Source organism: Alishewanella sp. WH16-1, assembly GCF_001441695.1.
Lineage (GTDB): Bacteria > Pseudomonadota > Gammaproteobacteria > Enterobacterales > Alteromonadaceae > Alishewanella > Alishewanella agri.
This window is the reverse complement of record NZ_LCWL01000051.1, coordinates 1-17,027: the sequence shown is the minus strand read 5'-3', so window position 1 is coordinate 17,027 and position 17,027 is coordinate 1. Positions and strand designations below refer to the sequence as shown.

15 protein-coding genes are annotated in these 17,027 nt (G+C 51.3%); 6 read left to right on the top strand and 9 right to left on the bottom strand.

Translation table 11 applies throughout. The features are described 5' to 3' along the window. Positions 1-66 precede the first annotated feature (66 nt). Positions 67-2,889 (bottom strand): TonB-dependent receptor, encoded by a 2,823-nt coding sequence (locus tag AAY72_RS05310; RefSeq protein WP_057785863.1) that lies wholly within the window; start codon positions 2,887-2,889, stop codon positions 67-69. Between the two features lie 207 nt (positions 2,890-3,096). Here AAY72_RS05310 and AAY72_RS05305 point away from each other — a divergent pair, with 207 nt between their 5' ends. The 4 genes from AAY72_RS05305 (at position 3,097) to AAY72_RS05290 (ending at position 6,911) form a co-directional block, all read left to right on the top strand. Then, positions 3,097-4,008: a GGDEF domain-containing protein gene (locus tag AAY72_RS05305; protein WP_057785862.1), complete on the top strand. Its 912-nt coding sequence runs from the start codon at positions 3,097-3,099 to the stop codon at positions 4,006-4,008. Then, the gene (locus AAY72_RS05300) at positions 4,005-5,027 is read left to right on the top strand and encodes an AraC family transcriptional regulator (protein WP_057785861.1); all 1,023 of its coding nucleotides are present in this window, start codon (positions 4,005-4,007) and stop codon (positions 5,025-5,027) included. Before AAY72_RS05305 ends, AAY72_RS05300 begins: the two co-directional genes overlap by 4 nt. A gap of 35 nt (positions 5,028-5,062) precedes the next feature. After that, positions 5,063-5,920 (top strand): metallophosphoesterase, encoded by an 858-nt coding sequence (locus AAY72_RS05295; protein WP_008985278.1) that lies wholly within the window; start codon positions 5,063-5,065, stop codon positions 5,918-5,920. Positions 5,921-6,041: 121 nt separating this feature from the next. Next, positions 6,042-6,911, top strand: coding sequence for a DMT family transporter (locus AAY72_RS05290; RefSeq protein ID WP_197408374.1), 870 nt, complete (start codon positions 6,042-6,044; stop codon positions 6,909-6,911). Here the strand turns inward: AAY72_RS05290 and AAY72_RS05285 are convergent. After that, positions 6,908-7,459, bottom strand: coding sequence for a cytochrome b (locus tag AAY72_RS05285; protein WP_057785859.1), 552 nt, complete (start codon positions 7,457-7,459; stop codon positions 6,908-6,910). The two genes, AAY72_RS05290 and AAY72_RS05285, sit on opposite strands and share 4 nt — an antisense overlap. Next, a complete protein-coding gene (locus AAY72_RS05280; protein ID WP_057785858.1) occupies positions 7,452-8,447 on the bottom strand; it encodes a catalase family peroxidase in 996 nt (331 codons plus the stop codon). Before AAY72_RS05280 ends, AAY72_RS05285 begins: the two co-directional genes overlap by 8 nt. Positions 8,448-8,702: 255 nt before the next feature. Between AAY72_RS05280 and AAY72_RS05275 the strand changes: the two genes are divergently transcribed. Continuing rightward, positions 8,703-9,044, top strand: coding sequence for a PRC-barrel domain-containing protein (locus AAY72_RS05275; protein ID WP_008985274.1), 342 nt, complete (start codon positions 8,703-8,705; stop codon positions 9,042-9,044). Positions 9,045-9,160: 116 nt separating this feature from the next. Here AAY72_RS05275 and AAY72_RS05270 read toward each other — a convergent pair whose 3' ends face one another. The 4 genes from AAY72_RS05270 to AAY72_RS05255 form a co-directional block, all read right to left on the bottom strand. Next, positions 9,161-9,508: a BON domain-containing protein gene (locus AAY72_RS05270; protein WP_057785864.1), complete on the bottom strand. Its 348-nt coding sequence runs from the start codon at positions 9,506-9,508 to the stop codon at positions 9,161-9,163. Between the two features lie 192 nt (positions 9,509-9,700). Further along, positions 9,701-11,134: a YfcC family protein gene (locus tag AAY72_RS05265; protein WP_008950863.1), complete on the bottom strand. Its 1,434-nt coding sequence runs from the start codon at positions 11,132-11,134 to the stop codon at positions 9,701-9,703. Further along, complete coding sequence (locus AAY72_RS05260; protein WP_057785857.1) at positions 11,134-12,012, bottom strand: N-formylglutamate amidohydrolase; 879 nt, start codon at positions 12,010-12,012, stop codon at positions 11,134-11,136. The genes AAY72_RS05265 and AAY72_RS05260 overlap by 1 nt, the downstream gene beginning before the upstream one ends. Positions 12,013-12,054: 42 nt before the next feature. Continuing rightward, on the bottom strand, positions 12,055-14,805 hold the full coding sequence (locus AAY72_RS05255) for a TonB-dependent receptor (protein WP_057785856.1): 2,751 nt from the start codon (positions 14,803-14,805) through the stop codon (positions 12,055-12,057). Positions 14,806-14,917: 112 nt separating this feature from the next. Here AAY72_RS05255 and AAY72_RS05250 point away from each other — a divergent pair, with 112 nt between their 5' ends. Beyond that, positions 14,918-15,826, top strand: a complete 909-nt coding sequence (locus AAY72_RS05250; RefSeq protein ID WP_008985269.1) for a LysR family transcriptional regulator — start codon at positions 14,918-14,920, stop codon at positions 15,824-15,826. Positions 15,827-15,890: 64 nt separating this feature from the next. Here AAY72_RS05250 and AAY72_RS05245 read toward each other — a convergent pair whose 3' ends face one another. Then, complete coding sequence (locus AAY72_RS05245; protein ID WP_057785855.1) at positions 15,891-16,304, bottom strand: N-acetyltransferase; 414 nt, start codon at positions 16,302-16,304, stop codon at positions 15,891-15,893. A gap of 15 nt (positions 16,305-16,319) precedes the next feature. Further along, entirely contained in the window at positions 16,320-16,502 is a 183-nt protein-coding gene (locus tag AAY72_RS05240) for a hypothetical protein (RefSeq protein WP_057785854.1), read from the bottom strand. Between the last annotated feature and the right edge of the window lie 525 nt (positions 16,503-17,027).

Here is a 17,027-nt window from a genome sequence, read left to right as displayed (position 1 = left end):
TGCGCGCCATGCCCGGCGCACATAAAAAAGGCCGGAACCCGGTTCCGGCCTCTGCTGCGGTTAAGCTTAGAATTTACCGCTTAAACCCAGTTGCCAGGCCCGGCCAAACTGCTCATGCTCGTAAACCCGGCCGCGCTCGCCCTGATAGCGAATGGCTTTGCTATCGGTCAGGTTAGTGGCCTCAACAAAAACTGACAGCTGTTTGGTTAGCTGATAACTGGCTGTAAAGTCGAGAGTGCCGCGACCATCCCAATACAGGTTTAACCCCGGATTCGCCGTATCGAAAGCATCGATATACTCTGAGCGATAGTTATAGGCTAACTGGCTGCTGAATTTTTCGATGTCATACTGCAAGGCCAGGTTCACCGTATGGCGGCTGGTGCCATTTAACTCGGTTTTGCCGATACCAAAGGGTAAATCGGCTTCAGACTTAGTATGGGTATAGTTGGCAATAAAACCTAAGCCACTCAGCGCGCCTGGCAGGAAGTCGAGTGTTTGCTGCCAGTTCAGCTCAATACCGTACAGATAACCACTGTCACCGTTTTCTGGCCGCACCATATTAAAGCCATCAAATTCGCCCCCCACCAGCTCGCTGCGGGCTTTAAAAATCGGATCGGACAGCTTTTTATAGAACACGCCCGCCGACAACAAACCCACCGGCGCAATGTAGTATTCGCCGGTCAAATCCAGGTTGTGGGCGTAGGTCGGTTTTAAATCGATATTCCCGATATCGACCGAACCACTGCCTGATTCGCGATCTTCAATAATAAAGTACGGCACCAGGTCGACAAAGTTCGGCCGGCGAATACCGGTGCTGTAGGCGGCTTTTATGATCAGGCCATTGTCCAGTTCATGGCGTAAATGCGCACTGGGGAACAGCTTGGTGTAGGTCTTGCTGGCATCCTGCAACGTCGCAGTATCGGTATCCAAATCATACTCAAAGGCTTGGCCACTGTTTTTGGTTTGCTCTAACCGCGCACCAAACAACACGGTAGTGTTGTCCCAATCCAGTTTATTTTGCGCATAAACCGCCAGGATGTCTTCCTTGGCACGGTAGTCACCGGTAATGGACGGCGCACCACGGTCGAGAAAATCGGCATTCTCAAAAATATCGCGGTAAACCGCGACAAAGTCACGGCGCAATTTCGGGCCGTTGTTATAAAAGCCATCAAAAGGCCGGGATTGCTGGTCGATAGTCACCTCAGCATAACCCGGGGCATTAGTGCCAACCGAATTACGCAGACGGTTCTCATCATTTTCTTTTTCTTTAAAGCGGGCTTTGGCACCAAATTTCAGTTCAGAGAACGCGCTGCGCCATTCCCCCGGCACAGTGAAGTTAAGTACATAAGCCTGTTCGGTTTCCTCGGCACCCCCGGTACGACGCTCATAACGGCGCCAGTTCATATCAGCTGGGGCAAAGTTAAAATCGGTACGCACCACCTGACCGTCCGCACTTAAGATCTGAAATTCCGGCAGATCCGGGTTGCTGAAATCATAGGCCAGACGTGGCCGGGTGCGTTCGCGGTACAACAGGTAATCCCGATTGGGATAAGCCTGCTCAGCTGACGAATAAGAGGCCTGAAAATCGGTGCTAAAGCGGTCCATATCGACACGGCCACCGGCAACAGTGGTGTTAATCGTGTTAACAAAGGTACGGTGACGCAGTTCCTTTTCAAAGGTGGCACGCCCGGCAATACCACTCACCTGGTTTGAGTCCGGCGTGTGACGCTCCCACTCTATCAGCAAGGTATCGCGATACTCGTTATCTTCAAACCGCGAATAGTTATGGCTCAGATAAAAGTGCTTATTGTCATCAACGCGGAAATCAAAGCGGCCGCTAATACCAGAGCGGATACGCTTTAAGTCATAATCTTTAAACTCGGTGATTTCAGGTGCATATTCGCCGTTATCCAGCTGCGTCCAGACATGCTCTACGTTATCGGTGACGCGGTTGGTCTCGCTATGCTGTGCCGAGAATAAAAAGCCGGCCCGCTCTGAGCCATTAAACTTGTCGCCATACGTCAGGCTAAGTTTATAAGCGTCGCCATTGCCTTTCTCATTTTTACCGCCCGACACTTTACCGCGTAAAATACGGCCTTTGCTGTCCAGCGCCCCGTGCGTCACGATATTGATATTACCGGCAATCGCATCGGCATCCATATCCGGAGTAATGGCTTTAGTCAGCTCTAACAACGAGATAATGTCAGAGGGAATGGTATCCAGATCCACCGCCCGGGTCGTGCCGTCAGGTGACGGGACCTGCACACCGTCGATCGAGACATTCGCAAACTCCAGCGGCGCACCGCGTACGTTGACGTATTTGCCTTCACCCTGATCGCGCTGAATCGAGGCGCCGACTAAACGTTGCATGGCTTCTGCAACGTTATCATCCGGAAAACGCCCCAGGTAATCGGCGGAGACTACCGACTTCACATTATCTGACGCCCGTTGAATATTCAGCGCCCGCGATTGCGCATCGCGACTGCCGACGATATTCAGTACTTCAACCTGATTATTGGCAAACCGCAGCGTCAGGGCCGCACCCTGCTCCGCGGTGACTAAGGCATCAACCTGTTTGGCAGCGTAACCCAGGTAGCGCACTTCCAACTGATAAGTGCCGGCCGGCAGATTTTCAAACCGAAACCGCCCCTGACTGTCGGTGGTGGTTTCACGGTTAGTGCCGATTAACCTTATCAGCGCGCCTTGCAGTAGCACATTACGGTCATCACTCAGCTGGCCGCGGATGGCCGGCCCGTCAATTTGTACTACTGAAACCGTTAATGGCACATCGACACCCTGCGCCAGAGCAGCAGTGCTGAAAAAGCCGGCTGCCGCGAGTGCTAAAGCCAGGCTGTTGCGTTTAAATCCAGGTCGAAGTAAAGCTTTCATCTTAGAGTTATTCCCGAGGCTATAAATTCAAGCCAAGAGTGTGCTGACCGCAGATGACAAAATAACGACAAGCTCGGGCTTGGCTGAGCTAATAAGACCCGGGTCCGCCTGGCTCAGTCGATACGGTCAGAAATATTTTTGCTTCATATTTCTGTCACAACACTGCCACACACTAAAACCATGACGACGTCTCGCGACAGGCACATGATGTGGCAACAACATTTGGATAAGCTGACGCTGGCTGCGGTTTTGCTTCTGGCAGCCCTGCTGCTGGCGTTACAACTGGGCGATGTGAAAAGCTGGGCCGCAATTGATTGGCTGGACATCCTCGGAGAAGGCATAGTGTTGGCAGTGGCATTAAGCTGGCTGACGCTGAATCTGCTGAATCGCCCGGCCGGTCGGGTTACCGACTGGCTGTACTATGGCAGTTTATTGTTGAGCTGCTCTTTTGCACTCGACTTACTGGACGAGTTCCTGCGTTACCCGGCGCATGTGCGTACCATGAGCTGGCTGGAGTCTGTACCCGCGCCTTTAGGCATGCTGGCACTAACCTATGGTCTGATGGGCTGGCATCAGGAGCAGCGGCAAATTAACCGTCAGTTACGCGGGCGCGAGCGCTTTTTACGTGACCATCGCTTACTTGATCCGCTAACCCAACTCTACGGTCTGGACTACCTGTATGCGGTGTTAAACCGCGAATTGGCGCTACATCAACAGCAGCGGTTACCACTGAGTATTTTGATGCTGGATATTGATCAATTTGCGGCATTTAACCGCCAACATGGCACTGCTGCCGGCGATAATTATTTGATTAGTCTGGCGGAGCTGCTTAGCAGTCAAATGCGGGAATCCGATGTCCTTTGCCGCTACGCTGGCGACCGCTTTGTCGCGGTGCTGGTGCATACCGAGCAGGCTGCCGCCGAGATTATTGCACTGCATCTGCAGCAACAACTGCAGCGGTTAACCGCAGCCGGACAAACGTTGCATTGCTCAGTAGCCTGTATTCAGGCAACCCAGACGCAGGCAACTGCAGTTTTAAAGCAAGCAGAATTGGCACTGCGGGCCAGTAAGTTGCGCGGGGCACGCCCGGTTTATCAACCAGGCCACGGTAACCTATGACAGTCGCTATCTTTGATCACCACGAAAAAAATCTATTATTGCAGCATAGTGTCACGGCGTTATTGCAAATAGCCCAGCGGCGTGGCGCTTGCCTGCATAAGCTGTTACACGGCACGCAAATTTTCGAACAGGATTTATCACGGCCTGACAGCCGCTGCCACCATCGGGACTGGTTAACTTTACTCGGGCGTTGCCAGCAGCTCGCCAGCCCGGAGTTACCCTTTATTCTGGCTGACGCGCTACTGCATAATCCGGCGCTGGCGCTCAGCCAAAGTTTGCCCAAAGCCCCCCATTTAGCCGGCTGTTTGCGCCAGCTCTGGTACTTCCGCCATCAGCTGCTACCTGGCGTCTTTGCCTTGGTACAGCACACGGAGCAATACCGTGTACTGTTGCTAAAGCCAGCATTACAGCTTGGTCCACAACAGGGCTTTATCCTGAATCTGGCGCTGGCGCTGCTTGTGCAACTAATTCAACATCACACCGGGCGCGGCAATAACCTCAGGGTGCAACTCAAGCAAGCTGCCCCCAGCCACCCGGCACAGATCAGCAGTTACTGGCCATGCTCGGTCAGTTTCGGACAGCCCGTGGACGCGCTTTATATCCCGCATCAGCTTTGGTTTCAGCCCTGGCCAGAGCATCATGCCGGTGAATTTCGGGCCTATCGCCGGGCCTGCTATCAACTTAACCGTCGCTTACCACGACAACGCGGCCTGTTTGAAATCCTGCAGCGACAACTTTACCGCACCATGCCTGCCACGCTCAGTCTGGAACAAGCTGCCAGCTTGTTAGGCTGCAGCAGCAGTAGTGTAAAACGACTGCTGCAACAGCAGGGCAGCAGTTATGCCGCCTTAGCGGACGATTTACGCTGTGATTTAGCCACGTTGTTGCTGTGCCAGGGCAAATTATCCAACAAGCAACTGGCCAGTCAGCTCGGCTATTCGGACGAGCATAACTTTCGCCGCGCTTTTAAACGCTGGACCGGGAACGTACCCAGCAGCCTGCGGCTACCCGTGAGCTGATCTGAACCTATTACTCAACTAAACAAGGAAACCTTATGCGTCTGTGCCGTTATCTGTTATTACCTCTCGCTGCGCTGCTACTGGCATTGCCTCTGTTCAGCTTCGCCAGCACCGCTGTCAGTTTCGCGGTGCTGGGCGATGCAGAGCCAAAACCCAAAGCCGAATTCCCACATATGGCACAGGCTGTAGCCGATATTAATCAGTTAACACCCCGCCTAAACCTCAAGTTTGTGCTGGGCGTTGGTGACATTGCCCATAAAGGCACGCTGTTACAGTACGAACAAGCCACGCCGGTATTACAGCAACTCCAACTGCCGTTTTATCCGATTATGGGCAATGAAGAGCATGGTAGTACTGTTGAGCGGTTTTTGCATTTCGCCAAGCTGTGGAATAGCGGCAAAGCGACGATCAACAGCCCGCGCTACAGCCTCGAATTTGAACAATTTGCGCTGGTGTTGGCATCACCTGATTTTGGCCGCGATTTTAACGACGACGGTATTGCCTGGTTAAAACAGGAAATCACCCGACTCTCGCCCAAGCCAGTATTGCTGGTGGTGCATGGCGCTCAGCAGGGGGTGTATCAGGAAAACGCTGACAAAGGGATCAGCCATGCCGGCTTTGTCAGCGAAGTCATCAGTCAACCTAATCTGCGGGCTGTGATTTCAGGCGATTTGCATATGGATATGCCAAGGGTTAAGCATTCGTTGGCGATTAACGGCGTGCATTATTTACATATCCCCGCGCTTGAGCGCACTAAGATCCCGGATGAAAGCCAGCATACTGCGATGTTCCGGGTGTTTCATGTCCAGGCCGATGGCACTGTCGTGGTCGAGACTTACCAAAATGGTACACTGCAACCCAAGCCTGAGTTTCAATATCGCTTTCAGCTCTGATCCCGACGCAGACTCTGGATATCCCCAAGGTTAAAATTGGGGATTTCCAGACTTTCGACTTCTATGCGCTACCGACACCTGCTAGCATAGCCATCTTGACGGCTTAAGAGTATTTACGGTGCTGTGGATCCCCTTTACCTTGCTGGCGGCCTTTATGCAGGCCTGGCGCAATGCGTTTCAGAAACAGCTGAGTAAAGAGGTCAGCGTGGCTGGCGTGACGCTAGCACGTTTTCTCTGGGCTTCGCCGCTGGCGGCAATGTATCTGGCCGGCCTTTATCAATGGCAACCCGTGGCCTTACCTACCCTCAACCATCGCTTTGTGCTTTTTATTGTCGGTGCCGCTGTTGCGCAAATTATTGCCACCGCCTTAATGGTCAAACTGTTTAAGTTGCGCAACTACGCCATTGGCGCCGGCTTGGCGAAAAGTGAAGCCATACTGGCTGCGATACTGGGAGTCGCCTTTTTTAGTGAATCGTTAAGTTTGCTGGGTTGGGCCGGGGTACTACTGGGGGCGGTAGCCGTATTCTTGCTCAGCGGCGCCAGCTGGCGACAGCTATCGTGGCCGGTCTTATTACTTGGTATCAGCAGTGGCTTAAGCTTTGCGCTAACCTCGCTCTGGGTACGGCAGGCCAGTCTGGCGCTAGGGCTACCTTTCCCGCACGGTGCGGCCTGGGTGCTGTTGGTGGTGATTTTACTGCAAACCCTGATCTTACTCAGCTACCTGCTGTGGCGGGAGCGCAGCACCTTGTTGGCTCTGTGGCAACGCCCGCGGCTGACCCTGTTGATCAGTATCAGCAGCTGCATCGGCTCAATTGGCTGGTTTACCGCCATGAGCCTGGAATCAGTCGCGTTGGTCAAAACACTGGGCCAGGTCGAAGTGTTGTTTATGCTGCTGATCTCCGCCTTTTTCTTTAAAGAAAAGCTGCAACGAACCGATCACGGTGGCCTGGTTCTGATAGTGCTGGCCGCCATCGCAGTGATGTGGGCTTAGGGTTTGCGGTTAGCAGTAACGGACACTTTAACCATACTGCTAAACACCCCATCCCGCTTGATCAGGCCGTGATAGAGCGCAGCAATAATATGCAACACAAGCAGCAGCACTAACAGCAGGGCGGCCCAGCCATGAATTTCGCGCAACAGGCCATATAACGCTAAATCGGTATTGAGCAAGGATGGCAGCGACAATCCAAACAGCTCCAGCGGGCGACCGGCAGCATTTTGCATTAAATAACCGGACAACGGCATCACTACTAATAATATATAAAAGCCAAGTTGCGTGAGTTTCGCTGCAAGCTGCTGCAGTTTAGGCACACTATCTGGCAACTTTGGTGTATTACTACGCAGGCGGATATATAGCCGCACCAATATCGCCAACATGGCCAGTAAGCCCATAGCTTTATGCCAGGCCAGCAATTGCTGTTGCCAGGGGCCCAGTGACTTCACCATGGTTAAACCGGCGAACACCAGGCTCAGCACTAAAGCCGCCATTAGCCAATGCATGACACGCATCGCCAGGGGATAAACTGCTGGCTTATTCATTGGCACCTCCGGTTGTTGGCTGCAGTAATACTTCGCGGGCACGGCGGCGGTGTGATTCGGCATAGGCCGCAGCACGGGCGCGTAAAATCGGATCTTCGGAAGGTGCAAAGCCCGCCGGCAGTACCAAGGGATCGAAGTTAATCGCATTACAGGCGCCAGTATCCTGCAAACTGGCTTGCTCAATCACGATGGTACCGGCGCTTAGTTGCGGGTTAGTGTCCGGCCAGGGAATAGTGGCATCCGCCGGATTGTCGTTGGCGGTGGCCAGGGTAAACTGTAAATCAAAGCGCACCGGCCCTTGCTGCAGCCGGCTAAAGAATTCCTGCTGTAGTGCATCTGTAGCTTCTGCATCGGCAAGTTGCCCGGTTTCGTTGGTTAACGGTACCGCCGCCCAGCGCACTGCGTGTTGCTGGCCTTCAGTATCAACCAGATAAAAAGCATTAATACTGTGATAGCGCTCGGTAGCAAAGCTCTGGCTGGGCTGATAGCTATTACGCCAGTTAATAAAATTCTGGGCTTCCGGGTGGGCGGCAAAAAACTCCGGCACTGTGCTGTTTTGAATGGCTAACAGCTGCTGATAAAACTTCTCGGGGGTCGCGACCGCTAATACCGGCGGCGTATTCATTGCCGTGCGCCACTGCTGCGGGCTATCGGGCAGAATAGTTAGCGCCAGACTGCGGACCGGTGCTTTCAGATCGGGGGCAGATGGGTTATTACCAGCAATCGAGATGCGGCCAACAAAAGGATAACTGCCACTTTGCAGCACCTGAGCACTGGAATACTGCGCTAAGGCACCAGAGGACTGAAACTCACCACTGATACAAAAGCCTTTAGCATGAGCGCGCCGAAAACCGGCCTGCACTTGCGCACCCTGCTGTAAGTTAACAAAATCCTGAGCGCTGACCGGTTCGCGCCCGCTAAAGTTAACGGCATAAACGGCAGCTGCAACCACAGAACCTGCGGCGGCGGCAAAAAGTAGATATCGCATAAGAATGGCTTCTTCTAGTCAGAATAGGGAGTATCACTGATGCATCATCGGTATTGTACGGCAATGTTGTGAATCAGATCATGGAATATTTTCCGGCAGCTCCTGCTACTCAGTTAATGATAAAAAACTTAGCTACGTTAGCGAGCGAACAGAGTCAGAGGGTAGTTATAGCTAACATAACAATAGCATCCTGTTTTCCCTTGCACCATGGTCAGAAGCAGGATCTGGTCAACAACCTCATTGGAGTATCAACTTATGGAAACGTCAACAACACTGCTAAGCGCTTCAACGATTACGAACGATGATGTAGTTAATCTAAAGCAAGAGAAGCTTGGTAAGCTTCAAGATATTATGCTTGATATCACCCAGGGCAAGATACGCTATGCCGTACTAACGTCAGGTGGTTTTTTAGGTATGGGTGATCGCTTGTTTGCTATTCCCTGGAGCGCGTTAAAGCTGGACACAGCAAACAAACGTTTTGTTCTGGATGTCGGAGTTGAACGCCTGAAAAATGCACCGGGTTTTAATAAAGATCAGTGGCCTAATATGGCGGATCCGACATGGAGTGCGGCGGTCGACTCCTACTACGTCAGATAAACCACACGAATGCGTAAATTTCTCAGGCCGAAAGTGTAACGCTGGATAACAACAGCGTTACTTTTCTTTCGCTTTCAAGTATCGGCGTTATGAGTGCCATTTTGACTGAAATATCGTTATTTTTTGACCTTTAACTGGTTGTTCACTGCGTGTACACCCGAAGTTGCCGCTACGATCCGGCCGGTATGCTCGCGCTGAGCCTCAGTTTCCACGTCGCCTGACAATTTTACATCTCCCTTGCGGGTTTCTACGGCAATCGTCAGATGCTTTAGCTCAATATCTGCCAACAGCATGGTATGCACCGCTGTCGTGATTCTTGCATCATCCCCAGATCCATCTTCTGTGGTCACCGTGAGATCAATCGGACCAGGTTGCGTGTTTGGGCCAGGATCACAATTAACTAATGCTAAACTGCCTGCCAACACTACACCAAGTGTAATAAATGAACGTTTCATTGTTTGCATAATAGGCTCCTGCACGCTGCCAAAATGCAGCGTATATGCCATTCTCCTCTAACAACTCAGCTACATCTGTTCGTTAACAAACAGAGAGACCGTTCAATCTAAGTACTTATTAGCATGATTAACTCTACTGTTGATAAAGCAGTATCTCCGCCGACAGAGCCTGAGCAGCTTTGGCCTGCGATGCGACAAACGCTAAAAACCCACATATACCGCAAAAAATAACATCAGGCAGGCCAACACGATAAAAATCAGCACCAGCGGCAGAATAAATCTGGCCCAGTCGGTCCAGCTCACCTGAGCGGTAGCCAAATAGGCCAGCAAGGTACCGGAGGTTGGGGTAATCATATTGGTTATGCCATTGCCGAACAGAAATGTCAGTACTGTGGTTTGCGCCCCCACGCCGGAGAGCTGACCTATAGGCCCCAGGATCGGCATACTGACCGCCGCCTGACCAGAGGTAGAGGGGATCATCACATCCAGCAGTAACTGCGACACAAACATCCCCAATACAGCCAGATAGGAGTTATCCTCTCCAATGATACTGACCAGGCCATGCACTACCGCGTCAAGGACCTTGCCGTTTTCCAGCGTGATGGCAATAGCAAAAGCAACACCTATCAGGATACTGGCCAACAGGATTTTCTTCATCCCTGAGACAAAGGCATCAGCGGCGCCACTAGCTCCCAACCCACTACAACAAGCCAGTAAGATACTCATGCCGATATAATATGCAGACAGCTGCTGGTTTTTCCATTGCCAAGTATTGGAGGCATAGACCAAACCGGCAATCCCAACCAGCATGATCAACAACAATACCAGATGGCGCAAACTAAGTTTTCGGCTATCAAAACTGATCTCCAGCTGCTTTTTAAACCCGGTTTTCTTAATCACCCACAGCATGTAAGCAATACCAAACACTAAGAAAACAGCGAAAAACAAAGTTCTCATCCCGGCACCGCTGAAGATAGGTAAACCGAGAAGCGGCTGTGCAATAGTAAGTGGTAAGGGGTTGGTAATAGAGGATAGGTAACCGACTTTTACGGCAATGGTCAGAATGGCCAAACCGATCAGATTTGACATACCCAGCCGGCGTGCCAGCTCAACCATCAGCGGAATAATCAGTAAATACTCCGAAGCCAGGCCTAAAAAGGTGCTACCCAACGCAAACATGGTCATCAGAAAGATCACCAGACCGTAGACATTGCCCTTTACCGCACTGATTAGCCGCTCAAGCCCGGCATCGACAGCACCTGATTTATTCAGAATGCCGAACATGCCGCCAATAATCAGCACCATAAAGATCAGCCCGGCTCCCCGCTGCAAACCTGCGGGTATCGCTTGCAGCACATCAATTACCCCCACGGGTCTGGCTTCACCTGCAGGCGCCTGGGTAACCGAACCAAACAGATTGCTCAGAGAACGGTCTTTTTCTATTACCTGATAACTACCCGCAACCACCAAACCATCAGTTCTTTGATAACTACCCGAGTCGAGTAAATAGGTGAGGCCGGCGGCAACGAGTAAAATAAACAGCAACACCACTATCGGGTTTGCCCCGGAACGCTGCGGTACAGCGATACTGACAGCGGGCTCAACCGTAGCGGAAACCTTGGCTTTATCTGACATTAATTCACCTCGTCGGCCAGTGCTGGCAAGCGCTGGGTAATATAAGCTCGGATTGCGGCCACCAATTGCTGCAAATCATGTTGTAGCTTGTTAAAGCCCTGATGTTTCATGAATGTTTGCTCATTCATATAGAGCGCCCGGTTTATCTCGATTTGCACACTGTGGATCTGCTGCGCGGGGGCGGCGAAACTCTCGGTTAAATACCCTCCTTTATAGGGATAATTCACACTGACACTATACCCCCTATCCTGAAAAAACTGCACAAGCAGGCCGGTGAAGCCCGGTTCAGCAGATTGCCCGTCCCTATCGCCGATCACGATATCGGCTCTGGCCTGCCCCTGATCGATATTCATGGCGTTACCCTGCGATTTCATCGAGTGACAATCAATATGCCATACCGCGCCAAACTTCTGATGCAAGGCGCTAATTTGCTCAGAGAGACAATAATGATAAGGCAGATAATACTGTGCGATACGCTGCTGCACCTCGCTAACAGCGAGTTTCTGCTCATACATCGGCACGCCAGGTAAGGCAAAGCGACGTAACAAACCCATCCCTCTTTTACTGTAGGTGGTAGGCTTTAACTCGCCGGGCCAATCGCCAGAAAGCAGCTCAGGATCGATATCATCCACAGCCCGGTTCAGATCAATATACATTCGTGATGCTCTGGCGGCGATCAAGGTCGCGCCTGCCAAATGGGCAGGCTGCCACAACTCATCAACAAAGGCATCCCAGCCTGAACGTAACTGTACATCGGACGCTAAACACCGGAAATCGGCCGGAAATTCCATACCGCTGTGCGGCGAGTCGAAAATCAGCGGCATAAGGTTGCCGGCAGGCAAAAATAACTTATAGCCTTGTGTTAACTTTGTTCTCATAATACATCCAATACCGGGCACCCTTTGGATGCCCCGGCGCGGTTAAAAGTCGTAAGTCAGCTGTAAATAGTAAAAACGGCCCACAGCATTGTAGGTTTGCTGGTCAAAGTTAATATTGACGTTTACCAGCGAGGTCGGAGGCTGTTTATCAAACAGATTATTAATCCCTGCACGTAGCGACAGTCCTTGCTCAAATTTATAACCGGCAGAAAGGTTGTGATACACCATTGAACCGATACTTCGTGGCTGATTAGCGAAGGTTTCCGTGGTATCACCGATATAACGCAGGTTATAAGCCGCGCTCAGATTATCTTTGCGCCATTGGGTGGTAAAGTTACCGCGCCATTTAGGATAGGCCTCCCGTACTCCGGCAAAGCCTTTTTTGTCGGTGGTTAACTCGGAGCCATCCGCCAGGGTTGAAGATTCAGCAAACTTATTTAACTTCGATACACTGGTACTAAAATCCCAACGGCCGATGGCGGTATCCAGGTTGTAACGGATTACGGTATCGATACCCGACACTTCAGTGCGGTTTAGGTTAACCGGCCCATCCACCACATTCAGGATCTCACCCGATCCGGCACGGCTAATCACATTACAATTACGCCCGGTAAATGCACACAGGTCGATCAGGTTCTGAGTACCAAAGGTGCTGATGGTGTTATCAATTTTGATATTGTACCAATCCATGGTCAGGCTGAATCCTGACAGCCAGGCTGGGGTATAAACCAAGCCTGTTGAAATATTCTCGGATGTTTCAGGGGTTAGCTGATTATTGCCACCAATGGTGATTGGTACATTGGCATCGGTTTGGGTGTAAGAGGCTGGCACACCGGCACAACCAGGCAAACTGCTGTTTGCCGCACAAGGGTCATTGACCGGGGCAAAGGATGCGCGTTCCCCTTCATACAGCTCCAGAATAGAAGGCGCACGGAAGCCTTCAGCCCAGGTAGCTCTTAACATCAGATCACTTACCGGCCGGTAGAGCAACCCTACCTTGCTGTTAGTGGTGTTACCAAAGGTACTGTAATTGGAGTAACGGCTGGCCAGATTTAATTCCAGATATTCAGCTAGTGGCTGTGCCGCCAACAGTGGAATATTCAGCTCCAGATAGGCCTCAGATAAATCATACTCACCGACAGTGCCGGTGCGTGGCGCAGAGGAGGTGGTTTGATAACGATTCACGCGCGGTGCCGCATTAATGACGCTATCCGGGGTGTCGGTACCCTTTTCTTTGCGGTATTCCGCACCGGTAGCCAGTAACAGATCGCCGGCCGGTAGCTCGGCCACGGCATTGGTCAGGTTAAAGCGCAGGTGTTGCTGCTGAGTTTGGTTACGATCTTCACCCGTGAAATTAATGTATCGCACCATATCAGCGGTTAGAGGGTTAAACATATTTACCGGTACACAACCAGCCAATAAATCGCTGACATCTGCGGTTAAACCGGCCGTACCGCAGGCCCGCATACCCAACGCCAGTTTATCCAGATGTAACTGGTTAGCGGAGGTAAAGGTGCCCTCGTTCTTTGCCACCGAGGCAAACATATCCCAGCGCCAGTCGCCCGGTAAAAAGCCTTCAATTCCCAGTCCGGCCCGGCTGGTTTTGACTTCCTGAATGTTACGGCGCAAGCCGTTATCAACAAAGAAGTTATTCAGCGAGAAGTCATTACCGGAGAATTCGACACCGAAGGGGTTCACTCTGGGATCATTTACAATCACAAAGCCACGGGCACCTGTTACCGTAGGAATAACCGCCGAAAACTGTTGGTCAGACTCACGCTTGTTATGTAACAGCTCGACCCGCAACCGGGTATCCTGAAATACCGCAGTATCGGGTAACTGGAACAGTGCCTGTCCATACAGGCTTAACCGCTCATTTGGCCCAACCACGTAATTATCGTGGTAACGGTTAAACCGATCATTGGTGGTTGCCGGGCGCCAGCTTGCCAGATTATTACCATCTGAGCCCGGCGCACGGGTAATGCCCTGAGCCGGGATCGGGAAATTCATTACCTGTGCCAGGTTAGCTTCCCGGAATAGCCCTTCGGCAGTACCCAGTGATAAGCCATTTAACGGAATAGCCGTCAGGGCCCGGTCCTGAGTCAGGATCGGCTTTTGGTCAGAATAACTGGCAGCAAAAAACAGGTTACGCTTACCCCAATCACGGCCGAGTTTCAGATCAAGATTAACGGTTTCACGATCCTGCTTCGATGTTTGTCCGGCATAGGCTTTAAGCTGAGCACCGTCATAGTCTTTCACGGTATGAATATTCACCACACCGGCAATGGCATCGGCACCATAAATAGCCGTAGCACCGTCCTGCAACACCTCAACCCGCTCAATAATGGCATAGGGGATGGTGTTTAAGTCGACAAAATCTCTGAACCCCCGACTACCGGCACCATTAACCCAGCGGTTACCGTTTACCAGAATTAAGGAGCGGTTTTCCCCAAGATTTCTAAGGTTGATACTGGCCGTACCATGGCTGGTACCCGCTGAACCATTGTCATTTAAACTGGCACCGACGCTCGGCAACTGCTGCAGGATCTCGCCGATCGACATCGCACCCTTGATATCCATCTCTGAGCGTTCAATAGTTTGAATAGGGCTACCTTCGGTTTCGCCACGGCGTAAAATTCGCGATCCGGTTACCGAGATCACTTCTACGGCTTTTTGTTGCGCCTGTTCAGATGCTGCCGCATCCTGCGCCCTGAGGTGTACACTGTTCATCAGCAAGGCGGTACTGATCGCCAAACTGAGCATTGAGATTGGGTAAAGCGGTTTGTGCTGCATAGTTATCCCCGTTGCTTTTTATGTATGGGTTATTGTTTAACCAGAAAGCTAGCAAAGCCGCCAAAGCTATGCAATATTATGATTTACTGTTATCAACCCATAACAAAACGTCATGCAAATAGCGCATTTGAATCTGCGAAGCCTGCAAGCATTTCAGGCCATTATGCAAACTGGCTCCGCTACCGCTGCGGCTAAACAGCTTGGCCTGACCCAACCTGGGATCAGCCGGTTACTGGCTAGCCTGGAAGAATTGGTTGGCTTTCAGTTGTTTTACCGTGAGCATAGCCGGCTGATTGCCACCGAAGAAGCGAAACACTTAACCCCGGAAATCGATCTGTTACTTAGCAATAGCGCGCGTTTTCTGGAACTGGCCCGTAATCTTCATAAAACAGAAACCGGCTCCCTAACCATAGTTGCACCGGCAAGCTTTAATTCCGGCCCTCTGGTGAATGCCGTCGCCAGCTTTATTGAGAAGTATCCGCGGGTATCGGTCAGCATTGACTCGCATAATCCGCAAGTTGCCAGAGATTTGGTGGCGCAGCGCTCTATTGATTGTGGCTTTATCCAATTACCGGAGAACCATCCCGGCTTAATCAGTGTACCCATTCTGCGCAGCCCGATGGTGTGCGCGGTTCCGGTGGGTTTTGCTCTGGCGGGCAAGACAGTGATCGGTGTCAATGAGCTGCTTAACACCCCTTTGATTATGCTTGGACAAGGTCGGCCAACGCGGCAAAAAATCGATCTAATGTTTAAAGCCGCTCAGGTACAACCGCAGATCCGGCTGGAAACCCATAGTGTGGCAACAGCTTGTGCCTATGTAAAACGTGGCCTGGGTGTCGCTATCCTGAATCAGGTACTGGCTCAGCAATATACCGATGACCAGATCTTACTGATTCCGCTGGAGCCGGTAATTGAGCATCAGTATGGGTTTATCTATTCCGCCTATGCTCCAATGCCAAGGCTGGTACAGGCATTTTATAAACACTGTATCGATTATTTTAATGGCACGGCCGAAGCTTAATGGCCGTCGGCTACCATGAGTAACTAACCGCTTGCCGGCAGGCATAACTTATCAGTTTCTGCTTTTACAGCGTTTTAGTCATAAAATACTTGGCGCCGCCGGCAAAGGGGTAATCCTGCTGTATCCACGCCACCCGATAACCATGGCGCTGATAAAAGGGTTTGGCCTGAAACTCAAGGGTATCCAACAATACAAAGCGACAGCCGCGATGTCTGGCAATCGCTTCTGCTTCAGCCAGCATGGCGCTGCCCAAGCCCTTACCGCGCTCGCGTTCCTGCAACCAGAAGGATTCCAGATAAAACCAGTTGCCAAAGGTGCGCCCGGCCAGCATGGCCACCACTTCGCCGTTCGCATTAAGTTGTTTTAAACCCAAGGCCTGGCGCTTGCTGGCATCCCAATGCTGCGCATTAAACTCGGAAATTTTTTGTTTCGCCTGCTCAGCAAAGTCGCTGCTGTTATCAACGATAAAATGGGTCATGTAAAACCAATTACACTAGCATTTTCCTTTTTTTGCCTGACCCGGAGGACAATGCTTGCCTTGTTTTTCCCCTTCAACGATTACGCCCGGAATAATCACTTTAGGCGGCTCGACTTTCACACTCGGCCCCCGGATGGCACAACCCGTTAATCCTGAAGCCATAACTATAGCGACAACTAAAGCGGAAGAAATACGCATGGTGTTTCCTTGTCTGTAGAATACTAACGTTAGTTTAGTGTTGGCTGATCATATTGTACAACTGCGGATGTATGTCCGCTGAATATTTAAACATTCGGCTTCTGCCAGATAGCTTGCTTTGCCCACGGCATTCGCCAGCGGCTACAGATTGGTTAGGTGTCGCGAAAAGTATGGCGGTAACTTCGTGGCCCGCGCCAGCTGGAGCAGCACTATATCACGCTAACGGCCATTCATCATGCTGCTGATAGCAGCAACTGGAAAAGCTTTGTCACGTTAATGGGAGGTGTTTTCTGCAAGCGCAAAGAGCAAACCATAAGGCCGCATTACGATATTGAGATAGACACCGAAACCGGCCAGATCAGCACTGACTATTACGATGGCTTTATCACTATCAAACTAAAAGGCATTTGCTACTTAGGCCAAGCCATAATTACCCGCTTACACCAGTGGCGAATTGAAATCAGTCAAGGCGCTTTTCGCTCTCACTTGGAGTTCTGTAAATAAGCTGAGGTATCCCCAGAAATT

Excerpts from the sequence above, each read along its gene's own strand:
- AAY72_RS05270 (WP_057785864.1), bottom strand. The coding sequence starts at position 9,508 with ATGCAAACAATGAAACGTTCATTTATTACACTTGGTGTAGTGTTGGCA.
- AAY72_RS05300 (WP_057785861.1), top strand. The coding sequence starts at position 4,005 with ATGACAGTCGCTATCTTTGATCACCACGAAAAAAATCTATTATTGCAG.
- AAY72_RS05260 (WP_057785857.1), bottom strand. The coding sequence starts at position 12,012 with ATGAGAACAAAGTTAACACAAGGCTATAAGTTATTTTTGCCTGCCGGC.
- AAY72_RS05310 (WP_057785863.1), bottom strand. The coding sequence starts at position 2,889 with ATGAAAGCTTTACTTCGACCTGGATTTAAACGCAACAGCCTGGCTTTA.
- AAY72_RS05285 (WP_057785859.1), bottom strand. The coding sequence starts at position 7,459 with ATGAATAAGCCAGCAGTTTATCCCCTGGCGATGCGTGTCATGCATTGG.
- AAY72_RS05250 (WP_008985269.1), top strand. The coding sequence starts at position 14,918 with ATGCAAATAGCGCATTTGAATCTGCGAAGCCTGCAAGCATTTCAGGCC.
- AAY72_RS05265 (WP_008950863.1), bottom strand. The coding sequence starts at position 11,134 with ATGTCAGATAAAGCCAAGGTTTCCGCTACGGTTGAGCCCGCTGTCAGT.
- AAY72_RS05305 (WP_057785862.1), top strand. The coding sequence starts at position 3,097 with ATGTGGCAACAACATTTGGATAAGCTGACGCTGGCTGCGGTTTTGCTT.
- AAY72_RS05295 (WP_008985278.1), top strand. The coding sequence starts at position 5,063 with ATGCGTCTGTGCCGTTATCTGTTATTACCTCTCGCTGCGCTGCTACTG.
- AAY72_RS05280 (WP_057785858.1), bottom strand. The coding sequence starts at position 8,447 with ATGCGATATCTACTTTTTGCCGCCGCCGCAGGTTCTGTGGTTGCAGCT.
- AAY72_RS05240 (WP_057785854.1), bottom strand. The coding sequence starts at position 16,502 with ATGCGTATTTCTTCCGCTTTAGTTGTCGCTATAGTTATGGCTTCAGGA.
- AAY72_RS05245 (WP_057785855.1), bottom strand. The coding sequence starts at position 16,304 with ATGACCCATTTTATCGTTGATAACAGCAGCGACTTTGCTGAGCAGGCG.
- AAY72_RS05275 (WP_008985274.1), top strand. The coding sequence starts at position 8,703 with ATGGAAACGTCAACAACACTGCTAAGCGCTTCAACGATTACGAACGAT.
- AAY72_RS05255 (WP_057785856.1), bottom strand. The coding sequence starts at position 14,805 with ATGCAGCACAAACCGCTTTACCCAATCTCAATGCTCAGTTTGGCGATC.